The 26,098-nt window shown below is 67.4% G+C and carries 21 protein-coding genes; 14 read left to right on the forward strand and 7 right to left on the reverse strand.

The window, feature by feature from the left end; all coding sequences use genetic code 11:
- Positions 1–60: 60 nt before the first annotated feature.
- Complete coding sequence (locus H7A87_RS03735) at positions 61–861, reverse strand: c-type cytochrome (protein ID WP_164739036.1); 801 nt, start codon at positions 859–861, stop codon at positions 61–63.
- 144 nt (positions 862–1,005) lie between these two features.
- Between H7A87_RS03735 and yihA the strand changes: the two genes are divergently transcribed.
- Positions 1,006–1,629 carry a ribosome biogenesis GTP-binding protein YihA/YsxC gene (gene yihA / locus H7A87_RS03740; protein ID WP_024939454.1) on the forward strand — a complete coding sequence of 208 codons (624 nt, stop codon included), beginning with the start codon at positions 1,006–1,008 and terminating at the stop codon, positions 1,627–1,629.
- 72 nt (positions 1,630–1,701) lie between these two features.
- On the opposite strand, the gene H7A87_RS03745 is transcribed toward yihA, so the two are convergent.
- Together H7A87_RS03745 and H7A87_RS03750 are read right to left on the reverse strand one after the other, a co-directional pair.
- A complete protein-coding gene (locus tag H7A87_RS03745) occupies positions 1,702–2,676 on the reverse strand; it encodes an MBL fold metallo-hydrolase (protein ID WP_119129606.1) in 975 nt (324 codons plus the stop codon).
- Between the two features lie 104 nt (positions 2,677–2,780).
- Entirely contained in the window at positions 2,781–3,617 is an 837-nt protein-coding gene (locus H7A87_RS03750) for a helix-turn-helix transcriptional regulator (protein ID WP_104649709.1), read from the reverse strand.
- A 312-nt stretch (positions 3,618–3,929) separates the two neighbouring features.
- Here H7A87_RS03750 and H7A87_RS03755 point away from each other — a divergent pair, with 312 nt between their 5' ends.
- A complete protein-coding gene (locus H7A87_RS03755) occupies positions 3,930–5,294 on the forward strand; it encodes a glutamate--cysteine ligase (protein WP_104586009.1) in 1,365 nt (454 codons plus the stop codon).
- 126 nt (positions 5,295–5,420) lie between these two features.
- On the opposite strand, the gene H7A87_RS03760 is transcribed toward H7A87_RS03755, so the two are convergent.
- Together H7A87_RS03760 and H7A87_RS03765 are read right to left on the reverse strand one after the other, a co-directional pair.
- Positions 5,421–6,944 (reverse strand): ATP-binding protein, encoded by a 1,524-nt coding sequence (locus H7A87_RS03760; RefSeq protein ID WP_119129607.1) that lies wholly within the window; start codon positions 6,942–6,944, stop codon positions 5,421–5,423.
- Positions 6,941–7,660: a response regulator transcription factor gene (locus H7A87_RS03765; RefSeq protein WP_104649706.1), complete on the reverse strand. Its 720-nt coding sequence runs from the start codon at positions 7,658–7,660 to the stop codon at positions 6,941–6,943. The genes H7A87_RS03760 and H7A87_RS03765 overlap by 4 nt, the downstream gene beginning before the upstream one ends.
- Positions 7,661–7,797: 137 nt before the next feature.
- Between H7A87_RS03765 and H7A87_RS03770 the strand changes: the two genes are divergently transcribed.
- From H7A87_RS03770 to fghA, 7 genes are all read left to right on the forward strand, one after another.
- Positions 7,798–8,898: a glycosyltransferase gene (locus tag H7A87_RS03770; protein ID WP_119129608.1), complete on the forward strand. Its 1,101-nt coding sequence runs from the start codon at positions 7,798–7,800 to the stop codon at positions 8,896–8,898.
- A gap of 227 nt (positions 8,899–9,125) precedes the next feature.
- A complete protein-coding gene (locus tag H7A87_RS03775) occupies positions 9,126–9,425 on the forward strand; it encodes a hypothetical protein (protein WP_104649704.1) in 300 nt (99 codons plus the stop codon).
- Positions 9,426–9,788: 363 nt separating this feature from the next.
- Positions 9,789–13,358 (forward strand): PAS domain S-box protein, encoded by a 3,570-nt coding sequence (locus H7A87_RS03780; protein ID WP_232087921.1) that lies wholly within the window; start codon positions 9,789–9,791, stop codon positions 13,356–13,358.
- 279 nt (positions 13,359–13,637) lie between these two features.
- The gene (gene frmR, locus H7A87_RS03785) at positions 13,638–13,913 is read left to right on the forward strand and encodes a formaldehyde-responsive transcriptional repressor FrmR (protein ID WP_016902624.1); all 276 of its coding nucleotides are present in this window, start codon (positions 13,638–13,640) and stop codon (positions 13,911–13,913) included.
- Between the two features lie 63 nt (positions 13,914–13,976).
- Positions 13,977–15,086 carry an S-(hydroxymethyl)glutathione dehydrogenase/class III alcohol dehydrogenase gene (locus tag H7A87_RS03790; RefSeq protein WP_104585998.1) on the forward strand — a complete coding sequence of 370 codons (1,110 nt, stop codon included), beginning with the start codon at positions 13,977–13,979 and terminating at the stop codon, positions 15,084–15,086.
- 68 nt (positions 15,087–15,154) lie between these two features.
- On the forward strand, positions 15,155–15,730 hold the full coding sequence (gfa, locus tag H7A87_RS03795) for an S-(hydroxymethyl)glutathione synthase (protein WP_104586020.1): 576 nt from the start codon (positions 15,155–15,157) through the stop codon (positions 15,728–15,730).
- 58 nt (positions 15,731–15,788) lie between these two features.
- Positions 15,789–16,619: an S-formylglutathione hydrolase gene (gene fghA / locus H7A87_RS03800; protein ID WP_104585996.1), complete on the forward strand. Its 831-nt coding sequence runs from the start codon at positions 15,789–15,791 to the stop codon at positions 16,617–16,619.
- A gap of 581 nt (positions 16,620–17,200) precedes the next feature.
- Here the strand turns inward: fghA and H7A87_RS03805 are convergent.
- Positions 17,201–18,610, reverse strand: a complete 1,410-nt coding sequence (locus H7A87_RS03805) for a PLP-dependent aminotransferase family protein (RefSeq protein WP_119129610.1) — start codon at positions 18,608–18,610, stop codon at positions 17,201–17,203.
- A 372-nt stretch (positions 18,611–18,982) separates the two neighbouring features.
- Here H7A87_RS03805 and H7A87_RS03810 point away from each other — a divergent pair, with 372 nt between their 5' ends.
- The gene (locus H7A87_RS03810; protein ID WP_119129612.1) at positions 18,983–19,909 is read left to right on the forward strand and encodes a DMT family transporter; all 927 of its coding nucleotides are present in this window, start codon (positions 18,983–18,985) and stop codon (positions 19,907–19,909) included.
- A 39-nt stretch (positions 19,910–19,948) separates the two neighbouring features.
- On the opposite strand, the gene H7A87_RS03815 is transcribed toward H7A87_RS03810, so the two are convergent.
- Positions 19,949–20,287, reverse strand: a complete 339-nt coding sequence (locus tag H7A87_RS03815) for a hypothetical protein (protein WP_180496887.1) — start codon at positions 20,285–20,287, stop codon at positions 19,949–19,951.
- Positions 20,288–21,452: 1,165 nt separating this feature from the next.
- Between H7A87_RS03815 and H7A87_RS03820 the strand changes: the two genes are divergently transcribed.
- Genes H7A87_RS03820 through kdpC form a run of 4 tightly spaced genes read left to right on the forward strand, consistent with a single transcriptional unit; the run spans position 21,453 to position 26,092 of the window.
- On the forward strand, positions 21,453–21,545 hold the full coding sequence (locus tag H7A87_RS03820) for a potassium-transporting ATPase subunit F (RefSeq protein WP_006452907.1): 93 nt from the start codon (positions 21,453–21,455) through the stop codon (positions 21,543–21,545).
- 15 nt (positions 21,546–21,560) lie between these two features.
- Positions 21,561–23,375, forward strand: coding sequence for a potassium-transporting ATPase subunit KdpA (kdpA, locus tag H7A87_RS03825; protein WP_119129614.1), 1,815 nt, complete (start codon positions 21,561–21,563; stop codon positions 23,373–23,375).
- Positions 23,376–23,386: 11 nt separating this feature from the next.
- Positions 23,387–25,435, forward strand: a complete 2,049-nt coding sequence (kdpB, locus tag H7A87_RS03830; RefSeq protein ID WP_119129615.1) for a potassium-transporting ATPase subunit KdpB — start codon at positions 23,387–23,389, stop codon at positions 25,433–25,435.
- 3 nt (positions 25,436–25,438) lie between these two features.
- Entirely contained in the window at positions 25,439–26,092 is a 654-nt protein-coding gene (gene kdpC / locus H7A87_RS03835; RefSeq protein WP_119129616.1) for a potassium-transporting ATPase subunit KdpC, read from the forward strand.
- Positions 26,093–26,098: the final 6 nt, after the last annotated feature.

Consider the following 26,098-nt stretch of genomic DNA (forward strand, 5'->3'; position numbering starts at 1 on the left):
ACGACGACGCCGGTCGCGGGACCGGCGTCGTGACACGGTGTGGCGGTTGCGGCAGTCAGTTCATGAGCGTGCGGGCGTTGCTGTGGGTGGTTGCTGCGCGGCGGCCGCATCGTCGGCGCGGTCGTGCAGACCCTGCAGATAGCTGGCCAGCGCCTGGATCTCCTGCTCGGTCAGCGGGTGCGCCACCTGCGCCATGATATTGAACAGCGCCGGGTTGCGCTCCTGGGTGGTGCCGGCCTGGTATTCCTTCAGGCGCCGCGCCACGTACTCGGCATGCTGGCCGCCCAGGCGCGGATACGCCGGGCCCGGATTGCCGCTGCCGGCCGGGCCATGGCAGGCCATGCAGGCCGGCACGCCGCGTGCGATGTCGCCGCCACGGTAGAGCTTCTCGCCGACCTCGTAGAACTTCAGCCCCTGGTACGGCCCCTCGTTGACCACCGCGTCGTCGGCCACGCCGGCTGCGGATTTCTGCGTGGCGAAGTAGGCGCCCAGGTCGCGCATGTCCTGCGCGGTGAGGTCCTTGACGAACGGCACCATCACCGCCGACATGCCGGTATTGCGCTCGCCGCTGGCGATCAGGGCGACCTGGTGCGCCACGTAGCGCTCGGTCTGGCCGGCGATGCGCGGGTACATGGCCACCGCCGGATTGCCGTCCGGGCCATGGCAGGCCGCGCAGGCGGCGGCCTTGGCCTGGCCGGCCTTGGCATCGCCCCAGGTGGTCTTGGACAGGTCCACCTCCAGCGGGGCAATGCGCACCGGCGGCGGATCGGGGATCGGCGTGACCGCCGATTGCGCAAACGCCACGGCGGCAATGACCGGCACGGCGACGGCGGCGAGGACTAGCACACGAGCATGGCGCATCAGCTAAAGCTCCGTATGGACCCGGCCCGCGCGCGTTGGGTGCTGGCTGTGGCAGGCGTGCTTCGATTATCGACACGCCTTTGCGCCAGGGTCAACGAACAGTGCAGCAAAACCGTCAGGCCCCGAACGTGCGATCCTAGGGCGATGTCGCTCCTTATCGAACAAGCCCGCTACCACCTGTCCGCCCATAACGCCCGGCAATTGCCGGACGATGGCGGATACGAGGTCGCCTTCGCCGGCCGCTCCAACGCCGGGAAATCCAGCGCGCTCAATGCGCTGACCCGCCAGAACGCCCTGGCCCGCGTGTCCAAGACCCCTGGCCGCACCCAGCAGCTGGTGTTCTTCCAGATCCAGCCCGAGCGCTATCTGGTGGATCTGCCCGGTTACGGCTACGCCAAGGTGCCGCAGGACCTGCAGGCGCATTGGCAGGCCTTCATCGACCGCTATTTCCGCACCCGCGAGGCCTTGCGCGGGCTGGTGGTGGTGATGGACATCCGCCATCCGCTCAAGGATTACGACCTGCAGATGCTCGGCTATGCGGCCGAGCGCGGCCTGCCCGCGCATGGGTTGCTGACCAAGGCCGACAAGCTCGGCCGTGGCCAGCAGATGCAGACCCTGCAGAAGGTCAAGAAGGAAGTGACCTCGCGCTTCGGCGACAGCGTGACCGTGCAGACCTACTCGGGCGAGTCGCGCCAGGGCGTGGACGAGTTGCGCGGCATCGTCGGCGGCTGGCTGGGCCTGGACGTAGCGGCGCCTGCCGCAGAGTGAGCCGGGACGGGCTGGCGGATGACGCCTGGCCCTTCAGACCATTAGGACGGCGAGCCAGGGCTCGCCGTTTTTTCATTGTGGCACCGGGCCGAACTCGGTCGGCACCCAGGCGAACGCGGCGCCCTCGCGGCGGACATGGCCCAGGCCCGGGAACGGCAGATGCGCGCCGGCCACCCACCAGCGGCCGTCGGCGGCCTGCGCCAGCAGGCGACGCCGTGAGGCGATTGCCTTGGTGCGATCGCTGTCGGCCTCGAACGACGCGTCCGGCTGGGCAAACTGCACGGCGTGGTAGTGCAACACATCGCCCCACACCAGCAGGGTGCTGCCAGCGCCGCCGTCGAAGCGGTAGGAGACGTGGCCGGGCGTGTGGCCCTGGCTGTCCAGGGCGGTGATGCCGGCCGGCAATGTGGTTTTGCCCGGCTGGAAACGGCGCAGCCGACCCTGGGCCTGATAGGGCGCGACGGCCGCGCGCGCCAACGGGAAGGCGAACTGCAGCGTCGGCGCGGCAGCGGCCTCCGAGGCGGGATCCAGCCAGTACGCGGCATCGGCGTCGGACAGCCACACCGTGGCGTTGGCAAAGGCCGGTGTGCCCTGCGCATCGAGCAGGCCGCACAGGTGGTCCGGATGCGCGTGGGTGAGCAGCACATCGTCGACCTGGGCGGGGTCGACACCGGCGGCGCGCAGGTTGGTCAGCACCTGGCCCAGGCCGGGCCCCAGGCACTGCGCGGTGCCGGTATCGACCAGGCTGAGGTGGCTGCCGTCCTGGATCAGGTAGGCGTTGACTGCGGTCTGCAGCCCCTTGGCGTCTTCAGGCACGTAGCCCCGCGCAAGCAGGCGGTCGCGCTCTGCCGGGTCCACATTGGACAGTTGTTGACGCGTCAGCCCCACGCGGCCGTCGAACAACGCGGTGACGCGCAGCGTGCCGATGCGCTGCAGGTAGAAGCCGGGAACCTGCGCGTGGGGGGATGCGGGCGCAGCGGCGTGCGCCAGCGTGGCGCTTGCGGCCAGTAGCAGCGGCACCAGCGTACGCAGGACGGAAACAGACATGAGCAACTCCAGGACAGGCGGCAACCGCCGCGGTGTCGCCATGCTGGCGGCAGCGAGCTGCGCGATTCGCTCAATGCGCTGCGCCAAGCGCTCGCGTTGGCGCCCTAGCGGCTATTGCCGATGCTGGCCGGATCCAGCCCGTAGCGCTGCTGGAAGCGCTGGCTGAAGCTGCGGGTGGAGCGATAGCCGGCGCGCGCGGCCACGGTCTTGAGCGGCCAGCGCGTGCTGTAAAGCAGGGCCATCGCGTGCGCCAGCCGCGCATCGGTGATCAGTTCGCGCAGCGAGCGTTGTTCGGCGGCCAGATGCCGGCGCAAGGTGGCGCCACTGATGCCCAGGCTGTCTTCGATATCGCGCGAGCGCCACGCCCGCTGCGGTTGCGCGACGATCAGCGTACGCACCTGCTCGGCGATGCTTGGCGCCGGCGGCAGCAGCAGGCCGCCATGGCCGCGACGGCACACGTGGATGACCAGTGAGGCCAGCGCCAGGCGTGCTTCGGTATACAGGCCGCGTTGCAGCGCATCGCGCCATTGCCGCAGCGGCAGTGCGACATCGATCGCCGGCAGCCGCGCGATGTCGGCGCCGGCCTCGGGCAGCGGCTCGTTCCACAACGCGCGCGCAGCGGCCAGTGCCTCCTCGCACAGGGGTACCACCGCGCTCATGTAGAGCCCGGTCTGCGGGTCGGGCGTGTTGATCAGATCGATCCGGCAACGGCGCGTTGCCAGGAACAGATCGCCCGGCACGAGTTGCAGCGACTGGGTCGCGCTGCGCACCTGTTGGCGGCCCTGCAGCACAATCGCGAACTGCGGCTGGGTCAGGTCCACCGAGCGCGCCCCGTGTTCGCGCCGTGCGCTCACGCAGGCGTAGCCGTCGGCGCGCTCGCAGTGCATCAGAGTGGTCATCTGCGCGAGCAGGGCGTCGGTGGGGGTGGGCGCAACGGTCATGGCCGGGCGATGCTACAGGATCGCGGGTGCGCGGCCTGGGTAATCGAACGCCGTGCATCCTGCCTGCGGGGATTTGCGGGTGTCCGCGTTCAGCGTGAACGGCTGCGGCCTGCCGCACCCTCCGTCACGCCTGCCCTCGGGCGGTGGGGTCGCGCTTGCTGCTGCGTCGGCCACGCCGTGCGCATGGATGGAAATCTCAGACCCGGTCGATGGCAGCAATTCTTTCCATGCCCTGCGGTTATAGTGCGGGCCTTGCGGTGGCAGGGGAGGATCCCCACATCGTTCCCCTAAATTTTTCCTGCGAGCCTGCCCTTGTCGAGTCCCAGCCACGTTGCCGAAACGCCGATCACCGAACGCGCGGAACTGGTCCAGGTGCTGGCCTCCGGCGAGAAGCCCAGTGCTGACTGGCGGATCGGCACCGAGCACGAAAAGTTCGGCTTCCAGCTCGACGACCTGCGCGCGCCCACGTTCGAAGGCGCGCGCGGCATCCAGGCGCTGCTGACCGGCCTGACCCGCTTCGGCTGGGAGCCGGTGCAGGAAAACGGCCACACCATTGCGCTGCTGCGCGACGGCGCCTCGGTGACGCTGGAGCCGGCCGGCCAGCTGGAGCTCTCCGGCGCGGCGGTGGAAACCCTGCATCACACCTGCGTGGAAACCGGCACCCATCTGGACGAAGTGGCCCAGGTGGCCGGCGAGTTGCAGTTGGGGTTCCTGGGCATGGGTTTCCAGCCGAAGTGGCGCCGCGACCAAATGCCGTGGATGCCCAAGGGCCGCTACCAGATCATGAAGAACTACATGCCCAAGGTCGGCTCGCTCGGCCTGGACATGATGACCCGCACCTGCACCGTGCAGGTCAACCTGGATTACGCCACCGAAGCGGACATGGTGAAGAAGTTCCGCGTGTCGCTGGCACTGCAACCGATCGCCACCGCGTTGTTCGCCGATTCGCCGTTCACCGAAGGCAAGCCGAACGGCTACCTGAGCTACCGCTCGCACATCTGGACCGACACCGACGCCGATCGCACCGGCATGCTGGATTTCGTGTTCGAAGACGGCTTCGGCTACGAGCGCTACGTCGATTACCTGCTCGATGTGCCGATGTATTTTTCCTACCGCGACGGCGTCTATGTCGACGCCAGCGGGCAGAGCTTCCGCGATTTCATGCAGGGCCGGTTGCCGGCACTGCCGGGCGCGTTGCCGACGCTGCGCGATTGGTCCGATCACATGACCACCGCGTTCCCGGAAGTGCGTCTGAAGAAGTACCTGGAAATGCGCGGCGCCGACGCCGGCCCGTGGGATCGGCTGTGCGCGCTGTCGGCATTCTGGGTCGGCCTGCTGTACGACGACACCGCGCTGGATGCGGCCTGGGATCTGGTCAAGGATTTCAGCACCGCCGAGCGTCACGCGCTGCGCGACGGGGTGCCCAGGCAGGCACTCGGCCTGCCATTCCGCAACGGCACGCTGCGCGAGCTGGCCGTGGAAGCGGTCAAGATCGCCCGCGAGGGCCTGCGCCGGCGTGCGCGGCTGAATGCCGATGGCCAGGACGAGACCGGCTTTGTGGACGTGATCGCCGAGATCGCCGAGAGCGGCGTGACCGCCGCCGAGCGCAAGCTGGCGCTGTATCACGGCGCATGGAACGGCGATATCGATCGGGTGTTCCGCGAGTTCGCGTACTGAGCGCTTGCGGAGTGCCGCAGCCGTAGCGCCTCGCCGGGCTGGCACGCGGCGCGTTGCTGGCAGGCATGGACCCGGGCGCGACGGTACCGCCGAGCGCGCATGCGCAAGACCGCATTCCCGCCCGGCTTAGCGTCGCTCCGGCATGCACGGCAGGCGCACCGTCACGCGTAGGCCGCCACCTGCCGCACGGTTGTCCAGGCGCAGGTCGCCGCCATGCGCCAGCACGATGCTGTGCGCCACCGACAACCCCAGCCCGATGCCGCCGGTGTCGCGATTGCGCGAGGACTCGCCGCGCACGAAGGGCAGCAGCAACTGGTCGCGCTGGGTCGGGTCGATGCCGGGGCCGTCGTCGTCGATCCACAGCACGCCGTCCTCGCCATCGCGCTGCAGCTGCAGGCGCGCGCGCTTGCCGTACTTCAGCGCGTTCTCCAGCAGATTCATCACCGCCCGACGCAATGCCAGCGGGTCGCCATCCAGGGTGATTTCCGGGCCGGGCAGCAGTTCGGCATCGGCGCCGATGTCGGTGGCATTGTCGACCACGCTTTCCACCAGCAGGCGCAGATCCAGCGGCGCGCGCTTGCCGCGGTGGCGATCGTTCTGGATGAAATCCAGCGCGGCGGAAATCATCGCCTTCATCTCGTCGATGTCGGCCAGCGCCTTGTCGCGCAACGGTGGCTGCAGGCCGTCCAGGCGGAACGACAGACGTGCCAGCGGCGTGCGCAGGTCGTGCGCGATTGCCGCCACCATGTGGGTGCGCTCGTTGATCAGGCGATTCAGGCGTGCCTGCATCGCATTGAACGAGTCGGCCGCGCGCACGATCTCCGGCGGGCCGCTGCGTTGCAGTGCGGCCGCATCCGGATTGCGGCCCAGCCGGTCGGCGGCCTCGGCAAAGCGCTTGATCGGCGCTGACAGCGCACGCGAGAACCACCACGCCAGCGGCACGTTGGCCAGCAGGCCGGCCAGGAACAGCAGCACCACGTGGGTCTTGAACTCGGCCGACAGCTGGCGCGGCGGCGATTCGACCGTGCGCCAGCGGCCATCGGGCTGCTGCAGCGCGGCGGTGAAGCCATCCAGCAACGGCACGCCCGGGGTCAGCCGCTCGCTTTCCCAGGCGGCGGGGGGAGCGTCCGGACCCAGCCCGTTGCCGACCGGCGGGGTGCCGGGGGCAGGATCGCCCGGCCAGGCGCCTGGCGCTGGCGGCGATCGCTGCGCGGCATCGCGGCGATCGCCGGCGGGGCTGGCATCGGCGCCAGCGGCCCCGGGGCGCTGCGGCTGGTCGGGCATGCGCGGCGGCCGCGCCATGCCGAGCTGCGGGCCCTGGCGATCGTCGGCGCTGCGGTAGAAGCGCACGCGCTGTTCGGGGACATCCAGCCAATGGGCCAGCAGCATTTCCGCAAACCCATCGCGCACATGGCCTGCCGGCGGCAGCGGGGCCTGGGCCGATTCGCGCACCGTCAGGGTCTGGGTGCCGGCCGGCATGCGGGTGGACAGCAGCGCCACCACCTCCGGCGGATGCACCGGCGGCTCGTAGACCGGGGTGCGCATCACCAGCAGCGCGATGCCGACCGCCTGGGCGGTGAGCAGCGCCACCGCCAGCAACACAAAGGTACGGGCAAAGATCGACAGCCCGCGACGTGCCGGTTTGCTCACAGACGCGAAACGCCCGGCAGCAACATGTAGCCCTCGTTGCGCACGGTGCGGATCAACTCGGTATGCACGCGCTCGTTGATCTTGCGGCGCAGGCGGCTGATCTGGCTGTCGATGGCGCGGTCGTAGACGTCGGTGTCGCGGCCACGGGCGTAGTCCAGCAACTGGTCGCGGCTCAGCACCCGCTGCGGATGCTCGACGAAGGTGCGCAGCAGCGCGAACTCGCCATCAGACAGATTGATGAAGATGCCGGTGGGGTCGCGCAGGTCGCGGCGGACCACGTCCAGCCGCCAGCCGGCAAACTCGTAGACGTTGCCGCGCTGGTCGGCCTGCTCGCTACTGGCCTGGCTGCGGCGCAGCAGGGCGCGCACCCGCGCCAGCAACTCGCGCGGATTGCAGGGTTTGGCCAGGTAATCGTCGGCACCCACTTCCAGGCCGATGATGCGGTCGGTGTCGTTGCCCAGCGCGCTGAGCATGATGACCGCAGGTGAACCGCGCTCGCTGGCCAGCGCCCGCGCCGCGCTCAGGCCGTCTTCTCCCGGCATCATCACGTCGAGTACGATGAGGTCCGGGCGGCGCTGCGCGATGCGCTTGCGCATCTCCGCCACGTTTTCGGCAACCTCGACCTGGTAGCCGTGGGCGCTGAGGAACTCGCCGATCAGCTTGCGCAGGTCCGGGTCGTCGTCGACCACGAGAACGCAGGGTTGTTGCATGTCCATGGAGGTCATCGTCGGTGGCGCGGAGCTTGGCCCGCGCAGGGTGGTGGCTACCGGATACATGGTGCTCGCAGTTGCAAGGCTGGAGCACGCATCATAATGATTGAATTTGTCAACCTTTGGCACACGCGTGACGCACCATGACAGAACGGAACATCGTGCAGGAAACCGGGCAAACGACACTGCGCCGCTGCAATGGCGAGTGTACGCATGACAAGGCGTTTCCGATGATGCGGGTGATCAGCCGCGACAACGGCGTGGGCCTGACCCGGGACATGGTGCTGATGGCGCAGACGCTGCGCGCCGGCGGCATCCCGGTGCAGGAAGTGGGCTTCACCAGTCAGCGGCTGCACGACACCGCGCGCGAAGCCCGTCTGTGGGCCAGTCGCGCGCTGTTCGGGCGGGTGCCGGTGCAGATCTTTTCCGAGCGTGTGTATGCGCGCTGCCTGCCGCTGGGCCAGACCAACCTGCTGGTGCCCAATCCGGAATGGTTGCTGCCCAAGTGGCTGCCACGGCTGCCGCAGTTCGACGCGGTGCTGTGCAAGACCCATCACGCGGAGCGGATTTTTCGCAGCCTGGGCTGCACCACGCGCTTCATCGGCTTCACCAGCCCGGATCGCCACGACGCGCAGGTCCCGCGTCAGCGTGCGTTCTTCCACCTGGCCGGGCGCAGCACCGCCAAGGGCACCCAGGTGCTGCTGGAGACCTGGCAACGGCATCCGGAGTGGCCGCTGCTGACGGTGGTGCAGAGCCCGCGTACCGCCGGCAAGCCGGTGGTGGCGCCGAACATCGACCACCGCGTCCGCTATCTCGACGATGCCGAACTGCGGCGGCTGCAGAACGCACATCTGTTCCATCTGTGTCCGTCCGAGGCCGAAGGCTTCGGGCATTACCTGATGGAAGCGCTGAGCGTGGGCGCGGTGACCCTGGCCACCGACGGTGAGCCGATGAACGAACTGGTCAGGCCCGAGCACGGCGTGCTGATCCCGGTGGCCGAGGTGCGCCAGCGGCGTCTGGCGTCGTACTACTACGTGGATGCGGCGGGCATCGCGCAGGCGGTGGAAACCGCGCTGGCGTTGCCGCAAGCGCAGCTGGATCGGTTGTCGGCCAATGCGCGCGCGTTCTACCAGGCCAACAATGCCGCATTCGCAGCGCGCTTTCGCACTGCGGTGCTGGCGTCGTTGCCCGCAGAGGTGGCGGACCTCAGCGCGGGCGTGGCCCCGGCAATCGTCGAAAACTGACACGTTCGCCCGGCCTGGCCTTCACCACGGTCCGGGCACATCGCCTGCAGTGCCCGCGTGGTTGCAGACCTTGTGCGCCGCGTGGCGGCGTACGCCAGCGGGCGGCGCGCAGCGGCAAATGCACGACATGGCGCGATGCGACGCTCTCCCTGACCAAGCGGGGACGTCCCGCAGTGCCATGTGCGTGCAGGACGCGCATGTGCGCCATCCAGCCAGGGAGATCGACGATGGTCCAGACACGCACCACAGCCGCCATCACCGCACTGCTGGCAGTGCTCGGCCTGGGCGGCTGCGCCAGTGTCTGCGGCGCGCCTGCCGGCGGGCCACCGCCGCCGCCTGCGCCGCCACAGGCACGTCGTGGCCCGCCACCCCATGATTCCGACTTCGACGCCGCGTTGCAGGCCTGTGCCACCGTGCAAGGCATCGCATGGGCTGCGCCTGACGCATCGTCCCTCGGCCCGCCATCGCCAGCGCTGCTGCAATGCCTGCAGGCCCAGGGTTTCGGGCCGCCGCCCCGGCATGGCTGATCCTGCTGGTGTGGAGATCACGTCCACCGTCGCTGCCAGCTACCCACGGCGATGCTGCAGCTGGTGAACTCCGCACGTGCGACAGTCGCCCTGCTCGCTGTAATGCGCAACCCGAGCGAAGCGGACGCTTGCCGCGCTTGGCGGTCTCTGCACCGGAGGTCCGGCAGCCGGCAGGCCGAATTAAACGATTCCCCTCGGCTTCGCTTCAGCCGTCTTGTCCGCACGCGCGGCACCGGCAACAACCCGCTGTGTCGAGCACGCTACTGACAAGCCCTTCGCCATCGAGTGCGCACTGTGTGGGCTCACCCGGTACGAATGATTGATCACGATGGGCGCAGGCCAGGGCCGGACACGATGAGTGCCATGCCCGACAACACCAGGCAGGACAACGCGGCACTGCAGGACGAACTCGCCGGCATGCGTCGCCTGCATGCCTTGCAGGTCAGCCTGGCGGCACAGGCCGACGCCCGTATCGCGCTGCAGGACATCACAGCGCTTGCCTGCGTCTTCGCGCGTACCGACTGCGGCTGCGTGCAACTGGTCAGCGCACACAACAGTGAGATGGAGTTGCGCGTCTATCGCGGACATGACGAACGCAGCGCCTTCGTCCAGCAATTCCTGAAAGACGGTTTCCAGGCCACCTGCGACACCGTGCGGCGCGAACGCCGGCAGTTGGTGATCGAGGACATCGAAACCTTCACCCCGTTGAAGGGAACGCCCGATTACGAGGCAGCGCTGTGCAGCGGCATCCGTGCTGCCCAGTTCACACCGTTGTTCAATCGTGCCGGTGGCCTGCTGGGATTGCTCGGAACCCAGTTCACCGTGCCGTATCGGCCCGCGGAACACGAACTCAGATTGCTCGAACTGCTCGCATGGACGGCCGCCGACTACATCGAGCGCCATCGGGCCGAGCTGGCATTGCGCACCAGCGAGTCGCGGCTGGCCGCGCTGTCGGCGGCAAGTTCCGAGGTGCATTACCGCATGAGCGCGGACTGGGACGAGATGCACCAGCTGACCGCCGGCACGCGTGCCGCCGATGCGCCGGCGACCAGTCGTTCATGGATCATGGATTACATTCCCGCAGAGGATCAGGCGCTGGTGCGCAGCAGGATCGATGCAGGAATCCGCTCGCGCAGCGCGATCGTGTTCGAGCACCGGGTACGACGCGCCGATGGCAGCATTGCGTGGATGGCGACCAAGGCGGTCCCGGCACTGGATGCGGAGGGACGCATCACCGAGTGGTTCGGTGCCGGAACCGACGTCACGGCGCGCAAGCAGGCCGAGGAATGCCTGCGCGATAGCGAGGCGCGGCTGACGTACGTGCTCGACCAGGTCCCCATCGGGATCGGCCTGTTCGATCTGCAAGGTCGCTTCACCTACCGGAATCCACAACTGCGGGACCAGCTGGCTGCGCGGGTCCCCTCGTGCGCGCAGCCGCTGAAGCAGCCGCGCGCCGGTGTCGATCAGCAAGGGCAGGCGGTTGCGATCCAGGACTTTCCCTGCGCCCGCGCGCTGCGTGGCGAAGACACGATCGCGCCGGTGGACTTCCTCGACCCCCATGACGCTGCACAGCGCTGGTTGCGGATTACCGCAGTAGCGCTGCGCGAAGCCGGCCGCGTCACCGGTGGCGTTGCAGTGTTGCAGGATGTCACTGCGCAACGCCGGGTGCAGATGGAGGTGGGCGCGCTTGCCGAGCGCAATCGCGACATTCTCGAAAGTATTTCCGACGCGTTCTACGGCGTCGATGCGGACGGGCGCTTCACCTACATCAACCAGAAGGCCGAGTTGCTGTGGGGGCGCGCGCGCGATCAATTGCTCGGGACCTTGCTGTGGGAACAATTTCCCGACTCGATCGGGTCGCTGCCGTATCAGGCCTATGTGCAGGCGTCGCAGACCCGCCAGGTGGTCAGGCTGGAAACCGTGTCGCCGGCATTGGGGTACTGGGTGGATGTCAGCATCTACCCCACCAACGATGGCGGAATGTCGGTCTACTTTCGCGACATCTCCGACAAGCGCCGGGCCGACGAGCGGCTGCGTGCCAGCGAAGAACGCTTCCGCACCGCGTTGACGATCGAAACCGTCGGCGCGACGTATTTCGACATGGGCGGTCGCCTCACCGATGCCAACGACACGTTCTTGAAGATGAGCGGCTACAGCCGTGCCGACGTGGAAGCGGGCACGCTTTCCTGGCAGGCGCTGACGCCACCCGAATTCAGGGGCGTGTGCGAGCAGGCCTTCGAGGAGCTCAAGAGCAAGGGAAGTGCCACGCCTTACGAGCGCCAATATCTGTGCAAGGACGGAACCCGGCGCTGGGCCCTGTTTGCGTCCAAGTGCCTGCCGGATGGCACCGGTTTCGAGTTTGTACTCGACATCACCGACCGCAAGCTCACCGAGGCGGCGCTACGCGAGGTGCAGGACCGCAATGCCTTCCTGCTGAAACTCTCCGACGCCTTGCGGCCGCTGCCCGATCCGGCCGCCATCCAGGCCGAGGCCGCGCGCGTGCTCGGCGAGCATTTGAACGCCGGCCGCGCCTACTACGTGGACGTGGATGCCAGGGCGCACCAGTACGTGGTTGAACGCGACTGGCATCAGCCCGATGAAACCAGTCATGCGCGTCGCTTCGCGTCGACGGACTGGCCGATGCCCTGGCTGCTCGACGCGCAGACCTGGGTGGTGCGCGATGCCGTCGCTGACCCTGCATTGCCCGACGATCGGCGCCCGGCCGATGCGGGCCACGAGATCGGCGCGCTGATCGTGGTGCCGCTGATCAAGGGCGGGCAGCTGGTGGCCACCTTCGTGGTCAATCAACGGACCGCGCGTAACTGGAGTGCGGCCGAGATCCGCCTGGCGGAGGAGACCGCCGAGCGCACCTGGGCGGCGCTGGAGCGTGCGCGCGCGCAGGCCGCGCTGCTCGAAAGCGAAGAGCGCTACCGGGTGATCGTGGAGAGCGCGCTCGACTACGCAATTTTTACCACCGATACGCGCGGGCATATCCAGACCTGGCCGCCGGGTGCCGAAGCGGTCTTCGGCTGGACCGCCGAGGAGGCGATCGGCCAGCACATCGCAATGACCTTCGTGGCCGAGGACCGCCTGACCGGCGTGCCGCAGCGCGAGATCGAGCAGGCGCATTACACCGGCGGCGCGCCGAATGTTCGCTGGCATCAACGCAAGGACGGCCGGCGCGTGTTCATCGAAGGCGCGACGCGGCCGCTGCGCGACGGCAGCGCCGAGCCGCTGGGCTATCTCAAGATCGGCCAGGACGTGACCCGGCGACGGCAGTGGGAAGATCGCCAGCAGGTGCTGCTGGCCGAGCTGCAGCACCGCACCCGCAATCTGATGGGGGTGGTGCGCGTGGTCTTCAATCGCACGCAACGCAGCAGCACGACCATCGCCGAGCTGACACTGATCTATAACGACCGCCTGGACGCCCTGGCGCGTGTGCAGGGGCTGCTGTCGCGCCTGAACGAAGGCGATCGCATCCTGTTCGATGAATTGATCCGGGCCGAGCTGTCGGCGATGGGCGCGATCAATGCCCACGGCCATGGCGACCGCGTCACCCTGGACGGCCCGGACGGCGTGCGTCTGCGCTCCAGCACCGTGCAGACCTTCGCACTTGCCCTGCACGAACTGGCCACCAACGCCACCAAGTACGGCGCGCTTGCACAGGCCGGCGGACAGTTGCAGGTGCGTTGGCGCTTGCTGCGTCCGGCCCAGGGCACCCGCCTGCGCATCGAGTGGAGCGAGACCGGCGTGCACATGCCGGCGCCTGGCGAGGCGCCGCAAGGGTCCGGCTACGGCCGCGAGCTGATCGAACGTGCGCTGCCGTACCAATTGCAGGCCGAGACCACCTACGTGATGGGGGCGGACGGGGTGCGCTGCACCATCGAGCTCCCGGTGTCGGAGAGCATGCGCCTGGATCGCGACGAGGGCTGACACACGCGTGCTGCGCCTGCACATGCCTGCCAGTGCCGTGCTGCAGTGCGACGACAGCGGCTGCAGGCGCGCGGAATCCGCAGCACCCCGGTACAACGCGTCGACCACCTGCAGGCGCCTGGATGGATGTCCAGCGCCATGGCTGACGCCAAAGGTGCCGCAACGGACGACCGGCCCCGGCTGCGGCCGCCCGGGCTTTGTTCGGGCAGGCGTGTTCGCAGGCGTGGCTTTTTTCGAGCGGATCCATATACTACCCCCCAGTATTTGACCGGGGGCGCCATGCCGCATTCGCCACAGGAGAAAAAGCGGGCGCTTGCGCGCGTGCGACGCCTGCGCGGGCAATGCGACGCGCTTGAGCGCGCGCTGGAGGCGGGCGCAGACTGTGCGCCTGTCCTGCAGCAGATCGCCGCGATCCGGGGGGCCGTCAATGGACTGATGTCGCAGGTGCTCGAAGCGCATATCCGCGAAGACTTCGGCCACGCCGCCGCTTCCGATGCGCAGCGTGCCGAGCGGGTGCAGGAATTGCTCGGGCTGGTCCGGTCCTACCTCAAATGAACTCCCACCGGGCCGGCGCATGCCGTGCCCGTCCTTGAATCTCATCGTCAGGAGCGCCATCACATGAAATCCCGTGCAGCAGTTGCATTCGGACCCGGCAAGCCGCTGGAAATCGTCGAGATCGACGTCGCACCGCCGAAGGCCGGCGAAGTGCTGGTCCGCATCACCCATACCGGTGTGTGCCACACCGATGCATTCACCCTGTCTGGCGATGACCCGGAAGGCATCTTCCCGTCCGTGCTGGGCCACGAAGGCGGCGGCATTGTCGAGCAAGTGGGCGAGGGCGTGACCAGTGTCAAGGTGGGCGATCACGTGATCCCGCTGTACACCGCCGAATGCCGCAAGTGCAAGTTCTGCCTGTCCGGCAAGACCAACCTCTGCCAGGCGGTGCGCGCCACCCAGGGCAAGGGCCTGATGCCCGATGGCACCACGCGCTTCTCCTACAACGGCGAGCCGATCTACCACTACATGGGCTGCAGCACCTTCAGCGAGTACACCGTGGTGCCGGAGATTTCGCTGGCCGTGGTGAACCCGGACGCGCCGCTGGAAAAGGTCTGCCTGCTCGGTTGCGGCGTCACCACCGGCATCGGTGCGGTGCACAACACCGCCAAGGTCAAGCCGGGCGAAAGCGTGGCGGTGTTCGGCCTGGGCGGCATCGGTCTGGCGGTGATCCAGGGCGCGGTGCAGGCCAAGGCCGGGCGCATCCTGGCCATCGACACCAACCCGGGCAAGTTCGACCTGGCGCGCAGCATGGGCGCCACCGACTGCATCAACCCCAAGGACTACGACAAGCCGATCCAGGAGGTCATCGTCGAGTTGACCGATGGCGGCGTGGACTTCAGCTTCGAGTGCATCGGCAACGTCAATGTGATGCGGTCGGCGCTGGAGTGCTGCCACAAGGGCTGGGGCGAGAGCGTCATCATCGGCGTGGCCGGTGCAGGCCAGGAAATCAGCACCCGTCCGTTCCAGCTGGTGACCGGCCGCGTGTGGCGCGGCTCGGCCTTCGGCGGTGTCAAGGGGCGTACCCAGTTGCCGGGCATGGTGGAGCAGTCGATGACGGGCGAGATCGATCTCGACCCGTTCATCACCCACACCATGCCGCTGGAAGAGATCAACGAGGCCTTCCACCTGATGCACGAAGGCAAGTCGATCCGCACCGTGATTCATTTCTGACCGTACGGCCAGAATCGGCGCGCGGCCGCTTCCGCGCACGTGGTACCCGATACTCCGGGAGGGGCATGATGACCAGCGTCTCGATTCATCCTTCGGTAGACAGTGGTGTAGCGCGTGGAGGTGCGGAAAGTTTTCAGGGCGGAACCCTCGCGTGCCACTGCGCCAGCGACAAGGTGACCGTGGACGTGGCTGCGCAGACCGCGCACAACCACGCCTGCGGCTGCAGTAAATGCTGGAAGCCGGAAGGCGCGACATTTTCGGTGATTGCAGTGGTGCCGCGCGACAAGGTCACGGTGACCGCGCATGCGGAAAAGCTCAAGGTCGTCGACGAAACTGCGGCGATCCAGCGGCATGCATGCACCGGCTGCGGCGTGCACATGTTCGGGCGCATCGAAGACAAGGAACACGCGTTTTACGGTCTGGACTTCATCCATACCGAGTTGTCGCAGCAGTCGGGCTGGTCGCCGCCGGGCTTTGCGGCGTTCGTGTCCTCCATCATCGAAACCGGCACGCCGCCGGCTGCCATGGACGGCGTGCGCGCCCGTCTCAACGAGCTCGGGCTGACCCCATACGACTGCCTGTCGCCGGGATTGATGGATGCACTGGCTGCCAACGTGGCACGCAAAAAGGGCCTGCTGCACTGATCGCCCAACCCCGCGGCCGGCACGCATGCCGGCCGCAGGTTCTTATCGAAGGAATCTCATGGAACGTATCGAACACCATGCCTGCTTCGGCGGCTGGCAAGATGTCTATCGGCATCAATCGCAGAGCTTGAACTGCAGCATGCAGGTGGGCGTCTATCTGCCGCCGCAGGCCGCCGATGGCCCGCTACCGGTGCTGTACTGGCTCAGCGGCCTGACCTGCACCGAACAGAACTTCATCAGCAAGGCCGGCGCGCAGCGCTACGCGGCCGAGCATGGCGTGATCCTGGTCGCCCCCGACACCAGCCCGCGTGGCGACGATGTGGCCGACGCGGACGGCTACGACATCGGCAAGGGCGCCGGCTTCTACGTCGATGCCACCGAGCAACCGTGGGCGGCGCATTACCGCATGTACGACTATGTGGTGAACGAATTGCCGGCGTTGATCGAAGCGCACTTTGCCACCACCGGTGCGCGCGCGATCAGCGGCCACTCGATGGGCGGCCATGGCGCCCTGACCATCGCATTGAAGAATCCGGGCCGCTATCGCAGCGTGTCGGCGTTCTCGCCGATCGTCGCGCCCAGCCTGGTGCCATGGGGCGAGAAAGCGTTTGGCCAGTATCTGGGGCCGGACCGCGCAGCGTGGAAAGCGTACGACGCCACTGCGTTGATCGCACAGGCACAGGAGCGCCTGCCGCTGTTGATCGACCAGGGCGATGGCGATGAATTCCTCGAAAACCAGCTGAAGACGTCGCTGTTTGAACAGGCCGCCAAGGCCGCCGGTTATCCGGTCACGGTGCGGCTGCAGCCCGGTTACGACCACAGCTATTACTTCATCGCCAGCTTTATCGGCGAGCACATTGCACACCATGCCGCGGCGTTGCGTGGTTGATCGTTTTGGGCAAGCGGGTGGTGCTGCGTGCCATGAGACGGCGCATGGCGGTGGTTCGCATCGCGTTGCGTTGCCGCGCTGCCGTATTGCGCGCGCCGTGGCATGAGTAAGGTGTCGAGCTGAACTTCCTTCTCCCCCCCCCGAGAGAAGGAGCCCCGCAGGGGCGGATGAGGGGAGGGCCGACGCCCGGCGGAGGGGAGGCCAGCTGGTAAAACGGCTGACGTGCGGCCTGGCTCCCTTCTCCCCTCGGGAGAAGATGCCCCGCAGGGGCGGATGAGGGTACGGGCTCACTGGCGGATGAGGGACGGGCGACGCCCGGTGGAGCGGGCAGCTGGCCTTGTAGAGCAGCCGATCTGCGCGTGGCTGCGGGGCCCTTGCCCGCCCACCCTCGCAGGACACGCCGCAAGTACGTCCATGTAGGCTCTTACGCGGCATCCATGCCGCGTAAGGTCCCGCAACGGTGGGCGGGCAAGGACCAGCCAGGATGGTCGCTGTGCATGGTGCAAGCAGGGCATGACGACGTTGCCTGGATGACCGCGCGTCCAGCCAGCGCGCAAGTTGATGCGAACCACCAAGAACGGCTAACGCGCCACCTGCGCCGCAAGCTTGCCCAGCCGCCGCATCGCGCGCTCCAGCGTATCGCTCCACGGCTGGCCACAGGTCAGGCGCAGGTGATCTGCGTAGTCGCCACGGCTGGAGTACAGATGGCCGGGCGAGGTGCCGATGCGCTCTGCCAGCGCGGCTTCGAACAGGGCTTGCCCGCTGCCGGCGTCGGGCAATTGCAGCCATAGCGATAATCCGCCGGCCGGCTCGCCCACGCGTGTGTCCTGCGGCCAGTGCCGCACGATCGCATCGCGCAGCCGCTGCCCGTTGTCGGCCAGCGTGCGGCGCAGCTTGCGCAGGTGCCGTTCCAGATCGTGTTGCGCCAGATAATCGGCCAGTGCCAGTTGCGGCAGGCTGGCGCTGCCGACAGTGGAAAAGTACTTGGCGCGTACCAGGGCGTCGGTCCAGTCGCCACCGAGCAACCAGCCCACACGCAAGCCGGGTGACAGCACCTTGGAGAACGAGCCGCAGGTGATCACGTTGGCATGGGTGTCGAAGTGGCGCAGCGGGCGCGGGCGCTGGCCCGACCAATCCAGTTCGCCATAGATGTCGTCTTCGATCACCACCGTGCCATGGCGGGCGCAGCTGTCGAGCAATGCGCGCTTGGCGCTGTCGGGAGTGAGGCTGCCGTTTGGATTGTTGAAGTTGGGGATCAGCACTGCCGCACGCACCGGGGTGCGCTGCAGCAGCGCATCCACACGTGCGACATCGATACCCTGACCGGGGCGATTGGGTACCTCCAGCACCTTGAGGCGCAGCGCAGCCACAGCCTGCAGGATGCCGTGATAGGTGGGTGTTTCCACCAGCACCACATCGCCCGGTGCGGTGAGCGTGCGCAGCGCCAGGCTGATCGCTTCCATCGCGCCGGCGGTGATCACCACTTCGTCGGCATCGACGGTGGTTGCGCAATGTGCATACCGCTGTGCGATCTGGCGGCGCAGTGCGGCGTGGCCCTGCGGCGGTGCGTAATCCAACGCAGCCGTGCGCTGGCGACGCAACTGCCGCGCCAGGGCTGCGGCCAGGTGCGCGGTGGGCAACAGCGCAGGCGCGGGCGTGGCGGTGTGCAGCGGCACCAGGTCGGTACGCGCCAGGGTCTCGAGCACGCGCTGCAAGGCCGGGTTGTCGACCATGCCCGGTTTGCGCCGACGCGGGAGGAGGGCTGCGGCCGGCAATGATGACGCCGTGCCGCGCACGAAGTAGCCCGAGCGCGGGCGCGCTTGCACGCGCCCTTCGCGTTCCAGTTGCAGACAGGCCTGCACGGCGGTGGCGGTGCTGATGCCGTGGTTGGCAGCGAGTTGCCGGATCGAGGGCAGGCGCTCGCCGGCACGCAGGGTGCCACCTTCGATCTGCTGCCGCAGCTGCGTGGCCAGCGATTCATACAGCAGCATCTGCGGGCGCCTTCCATCTGTATTGGTCGATTTGCAGCGTATCTGAATCTGTCATGGTCGTGTGGCACGTTGCAGACTGGGCGTGCCCGGTGAGTACGCCGGGTATGTCTTCTCGTCCGTGAGGTTGGCCGTGCTGCTTGCTGCGTTTGCTGTTGCCCGCTATTTCCGCCCTTCCGATGGCGTTGGCGAAGGGCCGCTCACCCAATCGATCGATGCTGCGCATGCACCACGCTGGGCACAGCGGCCGGTCAGCACGTGGCCCACTGCGCTGCAGGACCTTGCGCGGAGCGGCCAACTGCAGTGCCGGGTCGTACCGCGGCACGTCAACGTGCGCGGCAGCGCCGTCCAGTACCTGCAGGGAACCATTACGCCATGAGCACGCCCGTGTATGTGCAAGCGGCATCGGCCGGCGCTGGGCGACGTGCGATCTGGCAATTGCTGGTTGCCGAAGTGTTGATTGGATCGGTCGGCGTATTCGTGCACGAAAGCGGGCAGGATCCGGTGACGGCGGTGTTCTATCGCTGCCTGTTCGGTGCGCTGTTTCTCAGCGTGTGCGGGGTGATCGGTGGACAGCTGCAAGGACTGTGGCGCGAGCGTGCGCTGTTGCGTAATGCCACCATCAGCGGCGTGCTGCTGGTGTTGAACTGGGTGGCATTGTTCGCGGGGATGGCGCGCTCGTCGATCGGCGTGGCGACCATGGTCTACCACGTGTTCCCGTTCGTGATGCTGCTCCTGGCCGCATTGTTGCAGGGCGAGCGCACGCGGCGTGCCGATCTGGGCTGGACGCTGCTGGCATTCGTCGGCGTGGCCTGCTCGGCAGATCCGGCACGCTTGTGGCAGGCGGCCGATCGTGGCTACCTGATCGGCATTGCCCTCACGCTGTTGGCAGCGTTGCTGTGCGGTGCCTCGTTGCTGATGTCGCGTCGCATCAGCCGTGAGCGGCCGCTGGCGGTGGTGACCGTGCAGTGCTGGGTCGGCACGTTTCTGCTGGCCGGGTTTTCCAACGGCGCCGTATTGCATCCGGGCCTGCATTGGCTGTGGTTGGTGGGCCTGGGCGTGATCCACAGCGGCATCGTCTATGTGCTGTTCTATTCGTCCTATCGCCATCTGCATGTGGCCACGATCGCGGTGCTGGCGTTCGTGTATCCGCTGGTGACGCTATTGCTGGACTATCTGCTCTACGGCCACGCATTGGTGCCGGTGCAGTGGTTGGGCCTGGCGTTGATCGTGGTCGGCACGCTGGCGGTGAATCTGAAATGGCGCTGGCCGCGGCGGGTGGCACACGGCGCACCGACCTGAGGATATTGCCGCCGCGCTGTACGCACGGCGGCAATAGAGTCAACGCACGTCGCGCAGCTCCCAGTGGTGCCCGGCCAGGGCCTGCATGCGCTGCTTGAGCAGGTCGCCGGGGATGCTGGTGGTGGCGACCAGGTCGATCCGCAGGTCGCCCTGCTTGCCGGTCACCGTCGCCGAGGGATCGGTGACGCCCAGGCTGGGGTCCACCGCATCCGGGTCGGCCTGCAGCAGGCGCCAGCGATCGAACCAGTCCGGATCACGCAAGGCGGCCTGCAGCTGTTCGGCAAAGGCCTCGGCACCATGGGCGGTGAAGCTCACGCTCGCATCGCCGCCACGGGCGAGCTTGGGGTCGGGCAGGCTGATCGAGTAGCTGACAGGCATGTGCAAGGACTCTGATGGATGACGTCGGCACGTTAGTGCAGCGGCAGTGAGCGTTCCGTCGACAGGCCGCATATGTGGGAGTCTTCAAGTGCGGAGTTGCTGCCTGTTCCGCGGGTGGCTGGGGCGCCGCGCCCTCTATGCTGCGGGTTTGCTGCAGGGCCCTTGCCCGCCCACCCTCGCAGGACACGCCGCAAGTACGTCCATGTAGGCTCTTACGCGGCATCCATGCCGCGTAAGGTCCCGCGACGGTGGGCGGGCAAGGACCTATCGAGTTGGTCGGTGTGCATGGAAGAGCAGTGCTGGATGCGCCTTGTTCGATCATTGAAGCATCGGCTACAGGTCTGATGCACACCGCACGACAGACAGCTTTTCAGATGAGCGCCGAGCAACTGTCTGGTGCGGTGTCCTTGCCGGTTGCGGGACCGTGTGGCGGCATGGATGCCGCCACCGAGCCCCCAGGGATGGGTTTACGGCGTGTCCCGCAAGCGGTGAGGGCGCCGCGCCCTCGATGCTGCGAGTTTGCTGCGGGGCCCTTGCCCGCCCACCATCGCGGGACACACCGTGAATCCGTCCATGGAGGCTCTTACGCGGCATCCGTGCCGCGTAAGGTCCCGCGATGGTGAGCGGGCAAGGACCAAGCGAGTTGGTCGGTGTGCATGGCAAGAGCAGTGCTGGATGTGCCTTGCTCGATCATGAAGCATCGGCTCCGGGTCTGATGCACACCGCATGACAGACAGCTTTTCAGGTGAGGGCCGCGCCCTCGACCGGCAGAGCGTTGCTACAGCTTCATAACGCCCCGACTCAAAAGCTGGTCGTCCTGAGTCGGCACCGGAGGGTGTGGACGAACTAGAAGTCGTGGTTGCCTGGAACGGCTGCATGGTCAGGGTTCCCGACTGCACACCGTCGCTGCGCAGCATTTATGCGGAATTTACGCGAGGGCTGTCGCAGGTCCATAGCGACTTTACGTAGCCGGGGAAGACACTGCGCAGGTTGGCGGAGCGGTTCCGCCCTGGACGATTCCGATGCATCCCTTGACCTGTCTGCTCCATCGCCGCTGCGCGCGCGGTGCGGCAGCGCTTTGCCTCGTCGGCCCGCAGATGCTGCATGCGCCGCCGCACACCGTCTCCATCGCGCCGCGTTGCGCGCGTCTCTAGGAGTAGCCGACATGCCTGCCTGGTTGTCCCTGTTGTGCGGCGTGGCCGTGCTCGTTGCCGCTGCGTACCTGTTGTACGTGGTCCTGCGCCCCGAAGACTTCTGATGCGAGTGCGCTCCAATGATTGAAACTCTCCTTGTCTATGCGCTGGCCATTGTGCTGGCCTGGCCGCTTGGCCGCTATCTGGCGGCGGTGATGCGCGGCGCCCCGATGCGTGGCGATGCGCTGTTCGGCTGGATCGAACGGCCGCTGTATGCACTGCTCGGCACCCGCCCGCAGCAGGGCATGTCGTGGCGCGGCTATGCGGTGGCGTTTTTGCTCAGCAACCTGGTGGTCGGCCTGCTCACCTGGGCAGTGTTCATGACCCAGGCGTGGCTGCCGTTCAACCCGGACGCCGTCCCGAACATGCGCTGGGATACCGCGTTGCACACCATGGTGTCGTTCGTCACCAACACCAACCAGCAGCATTACTCGGGCCAGGCGCAGTTGTCGTATCTGGCGCAGATGACCGGCATCGTCGGCCTGCAGGTGGTGACGCCGATGATGGGCCTGGCGTTGGCGGTGGCGACCTTGCGTGCATTGTTCGGTGGGCGAGGTGCCGCAACGGTGTCCGATGCCTCGCTGCTGCCTCATGCGGCGGCGGGCGCCAAGTCGCTGGCGGCTGGGCCGGACGAGCCGGAGCTGGGCATGCCGCGCCAGGGACGGCAGCCGTCGGGTTCCGGCGTGGAGGACCTGCCGGACGCGGATGTCGGCAATTACTGGGCCGATGTGATCCGCGCCAGCGTGCGCGTCCTGCTGCCGTTGTGCCTGCTGTGGACGGTGCTGCTTGGCTGGCAGGGCGTGCCCTCCACGTTGCAGGGTGCGGCCACTGCCGCACCGCTGGACAGCAGTGCCGGCATGCCCAAGCAGACCATACCGGTCGGGCCGGTTGCGGCGATGGTCGCGGTCAAGCAGCTCGGCACCAATGGCGGCGGCTGGTACGGCCCCAACAGTTCGGTGGCGCTGGAAAATCCCACGCCGCTGAGCAATCTGCTGGAGACGCTGGCGCTGGTGCTGTTGCCGATGAGCGTGGTGTTCATGGTCGGCTACCTGACCGGGCGCAAACGTCTCACCGCCCTGGTATTGGGCACCATGCTGACGATGTCGGCCGCGTCCACCGCGCTGTTGGTGTGGTCCGAAGCGCATTCGGCCAGCGCCAGCTCGCCTGCCCTGATGGAAGGCAAGGAGGTGCGCATCGGCGCGGATGCGTCCGCGTTATGGGCGGCGTTGACCACACAGACCTCCAACGGCTCGGTCAACGCGATGCACGATTCGCTGGCGCCGTTGAGCGGCCTGGTCACGCTGGTGGACATGCTGATCAACGCGATCTGGGGCGGCGTCGGCTGCGGTTTGCAGCAGTTTGTGGTGTATCTGCTGCTGAGCGTGTTTCTGGCCGGTTTGATGACCGGGCGTACGCCGGAGCTGTTCGGCCGCAAGATCGAAGCGCGCGAGGTGCAGCTGCTTGCGCTGCTGATTCTGCTGCAGCCGTTGGTGGTGCTGGGCTTCACCGCGGTGGCGCTGGCGGTGCCTGCATGGACGGCCAATTCCAATCCCGGCTTCCACGCGATCAGCCAGGTGTTCTACGAGTACACCTCTGCCTTTGCCAACAATGGCTCCGGTTTCGAGGGGCTGGGTGATGCCACGTACTGGTGGAACCTGAGTTGCTCGGTGGTGTTGGCACTGGGGCGCTATCCGGCATTGATCCTGCCGCTGATGGTGGCCGCGCGCATGGCCGTGAAGCGGCGTGCGCCCGAGTCGGCCGGCAGCCTGCAGGTCGAAACACCGACCTTTGCGCTGACCCTGATGGCGATCGTGCTGGTACTCACCGTGCTGCAGTTCATGCCCGCGCTGGTGCTGGGTCCTATCGCTGAACACCTCGCCCTGGCGGCGTCCTGAGAGTTTGAGCAATGTCTACGATCGATACGACTGAAAAACGCGAGCGCAGTGACGCAGCGTTGTTCGACGCCGCCGTGCTGGTGGCGGCGATGCGCGCAGCCTTCCGCAAGTTGGCGCCGCGGCATCTGCTGCGCAGCCCGGTGATGGCGGTGGTGATGGGCGGCACGGTGCTGGCGGCGGTGATCACCGCCAGCGGGCATGGCAATGCCGGGTTCGGCTGGGCGGTGACGGCGATCCTGTTCGTGACCGTGCTGTTCGGCAACTTTGCCGAGGCCATCGCCGAAGCGCGCGGGCGTGGGCAGGCCGCATCGCTGCGCCGTGCGCGCAAGGATCTGGTCGCGCGCCGGGTGGAAACCGCACTCGGTGGCCGCGAGACCCGCGTGCCGGCGGCCGAGCTGCGCCCGGGCGACTACGTGATGGTGTCCGAAGGCGAGTTCGTCCCGGCCGATGGCGAAATCGTGCGCGGTGTTGCAACGATCAACGAAGCGGCGGTGACCGGTGAATCGGCACCGGTGCTGCGCGAGGCCGGCACCGATCGCAGTGGCGTGATCGGCGGTACGCGCGTGCTTTCCGACGAGATCGTGTTCAAGGTCACCGCCGAACCGGGGCAGAGTTTTCTCGATCGCATGATCGCCCTGGTGGAAGGCGCCAACCGGCAGAAGACGCCGAACGAAATCGCGCTCACCTTGTTGCTGGCGGCGATGACGCTGACCTTCCTGATCGTGGTCGCCTCGTTGCCGGCAATTGCCGGTTTCGTCGGGGTCACGCTGGATCCGCTGTTGTTGATCGCGCTGCTGGTATGCCTGATTCCAACCACCATCGGCGGGCTGTTGCCGGCCATCGGCATCGCCGGCATGAACCGCGCGCTGTCGGCCAATGTGCTGGCCAAATCCGGCAAGGCGGTGGAAGTGGCCGGCGACGTGGACGTGCTGTTGCTCGACAAGACCGGCACCATCACCTACGGCGACCGCCAGGCCACCGCGTTCCATCCGCTGGCCGGTATCGACCGTGCGCAACTGCGCGATGCGGCCATGCTCGCCTCGCTGGCCGACCCGACGCCGGAAGGCAAGTCCATCGTCAAGCTGGCGCGCCAGCAGGGTGCCGTGGCTGTCGAGCCGGAGGGCGCGCATTTCATCGCCTTCACCGCGCAGACCCGCATGTCCGGCGTCGATCTGGCCGGGCGCAGCATCCGCAAGGGCGCTGGCGATTCGATCGTGGCGTATGTGCAGGGCATGGGCGCGACGGTGTCACCGGAATTGCAAGGACGTATCGAAGAGGTCGCACGCGGCGGCGCCACCCCGCTGGTGGTGGCCGAAGGCCGGCATGTGCTGGGCGTGGTCGAGCTGAGCGACGTGGTCAAGCAAGGCATCAAGGAGAAGTTCGCGCAGCTGCGTGCGATGGGTATCAAGACGGTGATGATCACCGGCGACAACCCGCTCACCGCCGCCGCGATTGCCGCCGAAGCCGGCGTGGACGATTACATCGCCCAGGCGCGCCCGGAAGACAAGCTGGCCCGCATCCGCGCCGAGCAGGCCGGCGGGCGGCTGGTGGCGATGGTGGGCGACGGCACCAACGATGCGCCGGCGCTGGCCCAGGCCGATGTGGGCCTGGCAATGAACTCCGGCACGCAGGCGGCCAAGGAGGCCGGCAACATGGTGGACCTGGATTCGGATCCGGCCAAGCTGCTGGCGGTGGTCGAAGTGGGCAAGCAGCAGCTGATCACGCGCGGTGCGCTGACCACGTTCTCGCTGGCCAACGACGTGTCCAAGTATTTCGCGATCCTGCCGGCGTTGTTTGCCGCGGCAATTCCGTCGATGGCCGCGCTCAACGTGATGCAGTTGTCCAACCCGCGGCATGCGGTGCTGGCGGCCTTGATCTTCAATGCGTTGATCATCCCGGCATTGATCCCGCTGGCCTTGCGCGGCGTGCGCTTTCGTCCATCCAGCGCCACGGCCTTGTTGCGCCGGAACATGCTGATGTACGGCGTGGGCGGCGTGTTGCTGCCGTTTGCCGCCATCAAGTTGATCGACCTGGCGCTTGTCGCCACCCTGGGGAACTGAGTCATGACGATTTCTTCGAAAACCGGTACGTCCGCGTCGCTGCCGTTGCGCGACGACGGCGCCCTGCGCGGAGCGGTGATGCTGGCGCTGTTCATCCTGCTGGGTCTGGGCCTGAGCTATTCGCTGGTCGCCACCGGCATCACCGGCGCGCTGTTCCCGGTGCAGGCGCACGGCTCGCTGCTGCGCGATGACGCGCGGGTGGTCGGCTCGGCCCTGGTGGCCCAGCCGTTTGCCGATGCGCGCTATTTCCAGCCACGCCCCTCGGCCGCCAAGTACGACCCGACCGCGGCGGCCGGCAGCAACCAGGCGCTTTCCAATCCCGACCTGCAGACCCGCATCGCCGCCACGCGCGCCGAGGTGGCGGCGCGCGACGGCATCGCGCCGGAGGCAGTCCCCGGCGAATTGCTGACCCAGTCCGGCAGCGGCCTGGACCCGCATCTGAGCCCGGCCGCGGTGCAGGTGCAACTGCGCCGCGTCGCCACCGCGCGCGGCTGGCCGGAGCAACGGGTCGCCGCGCTGGTCCAGGCCGCCACCGAATCGCCACAGTTAGGCCTGCTCGGGCAGCCGCGGGTGAATGTGCTGGCGCTGAACCTGGCGCTGGATCGCGCCGGGAATGGGGAGTCGGGAATCGAGAATGGGATGAAGCAAAAGCACTAGGATCAG

Origin of the sequence: Xanthomonas sp. CPBF 426 (genome assembly GCF_903989465.1) — a bacterium.
Classification (GTDB): Bacteria; Pseudomonadota; Gammaproteobacteria; order Xanthomonadales; family Xanthomonadaceae; genus Xanthomonas; species Xanthomonas euroxanthea.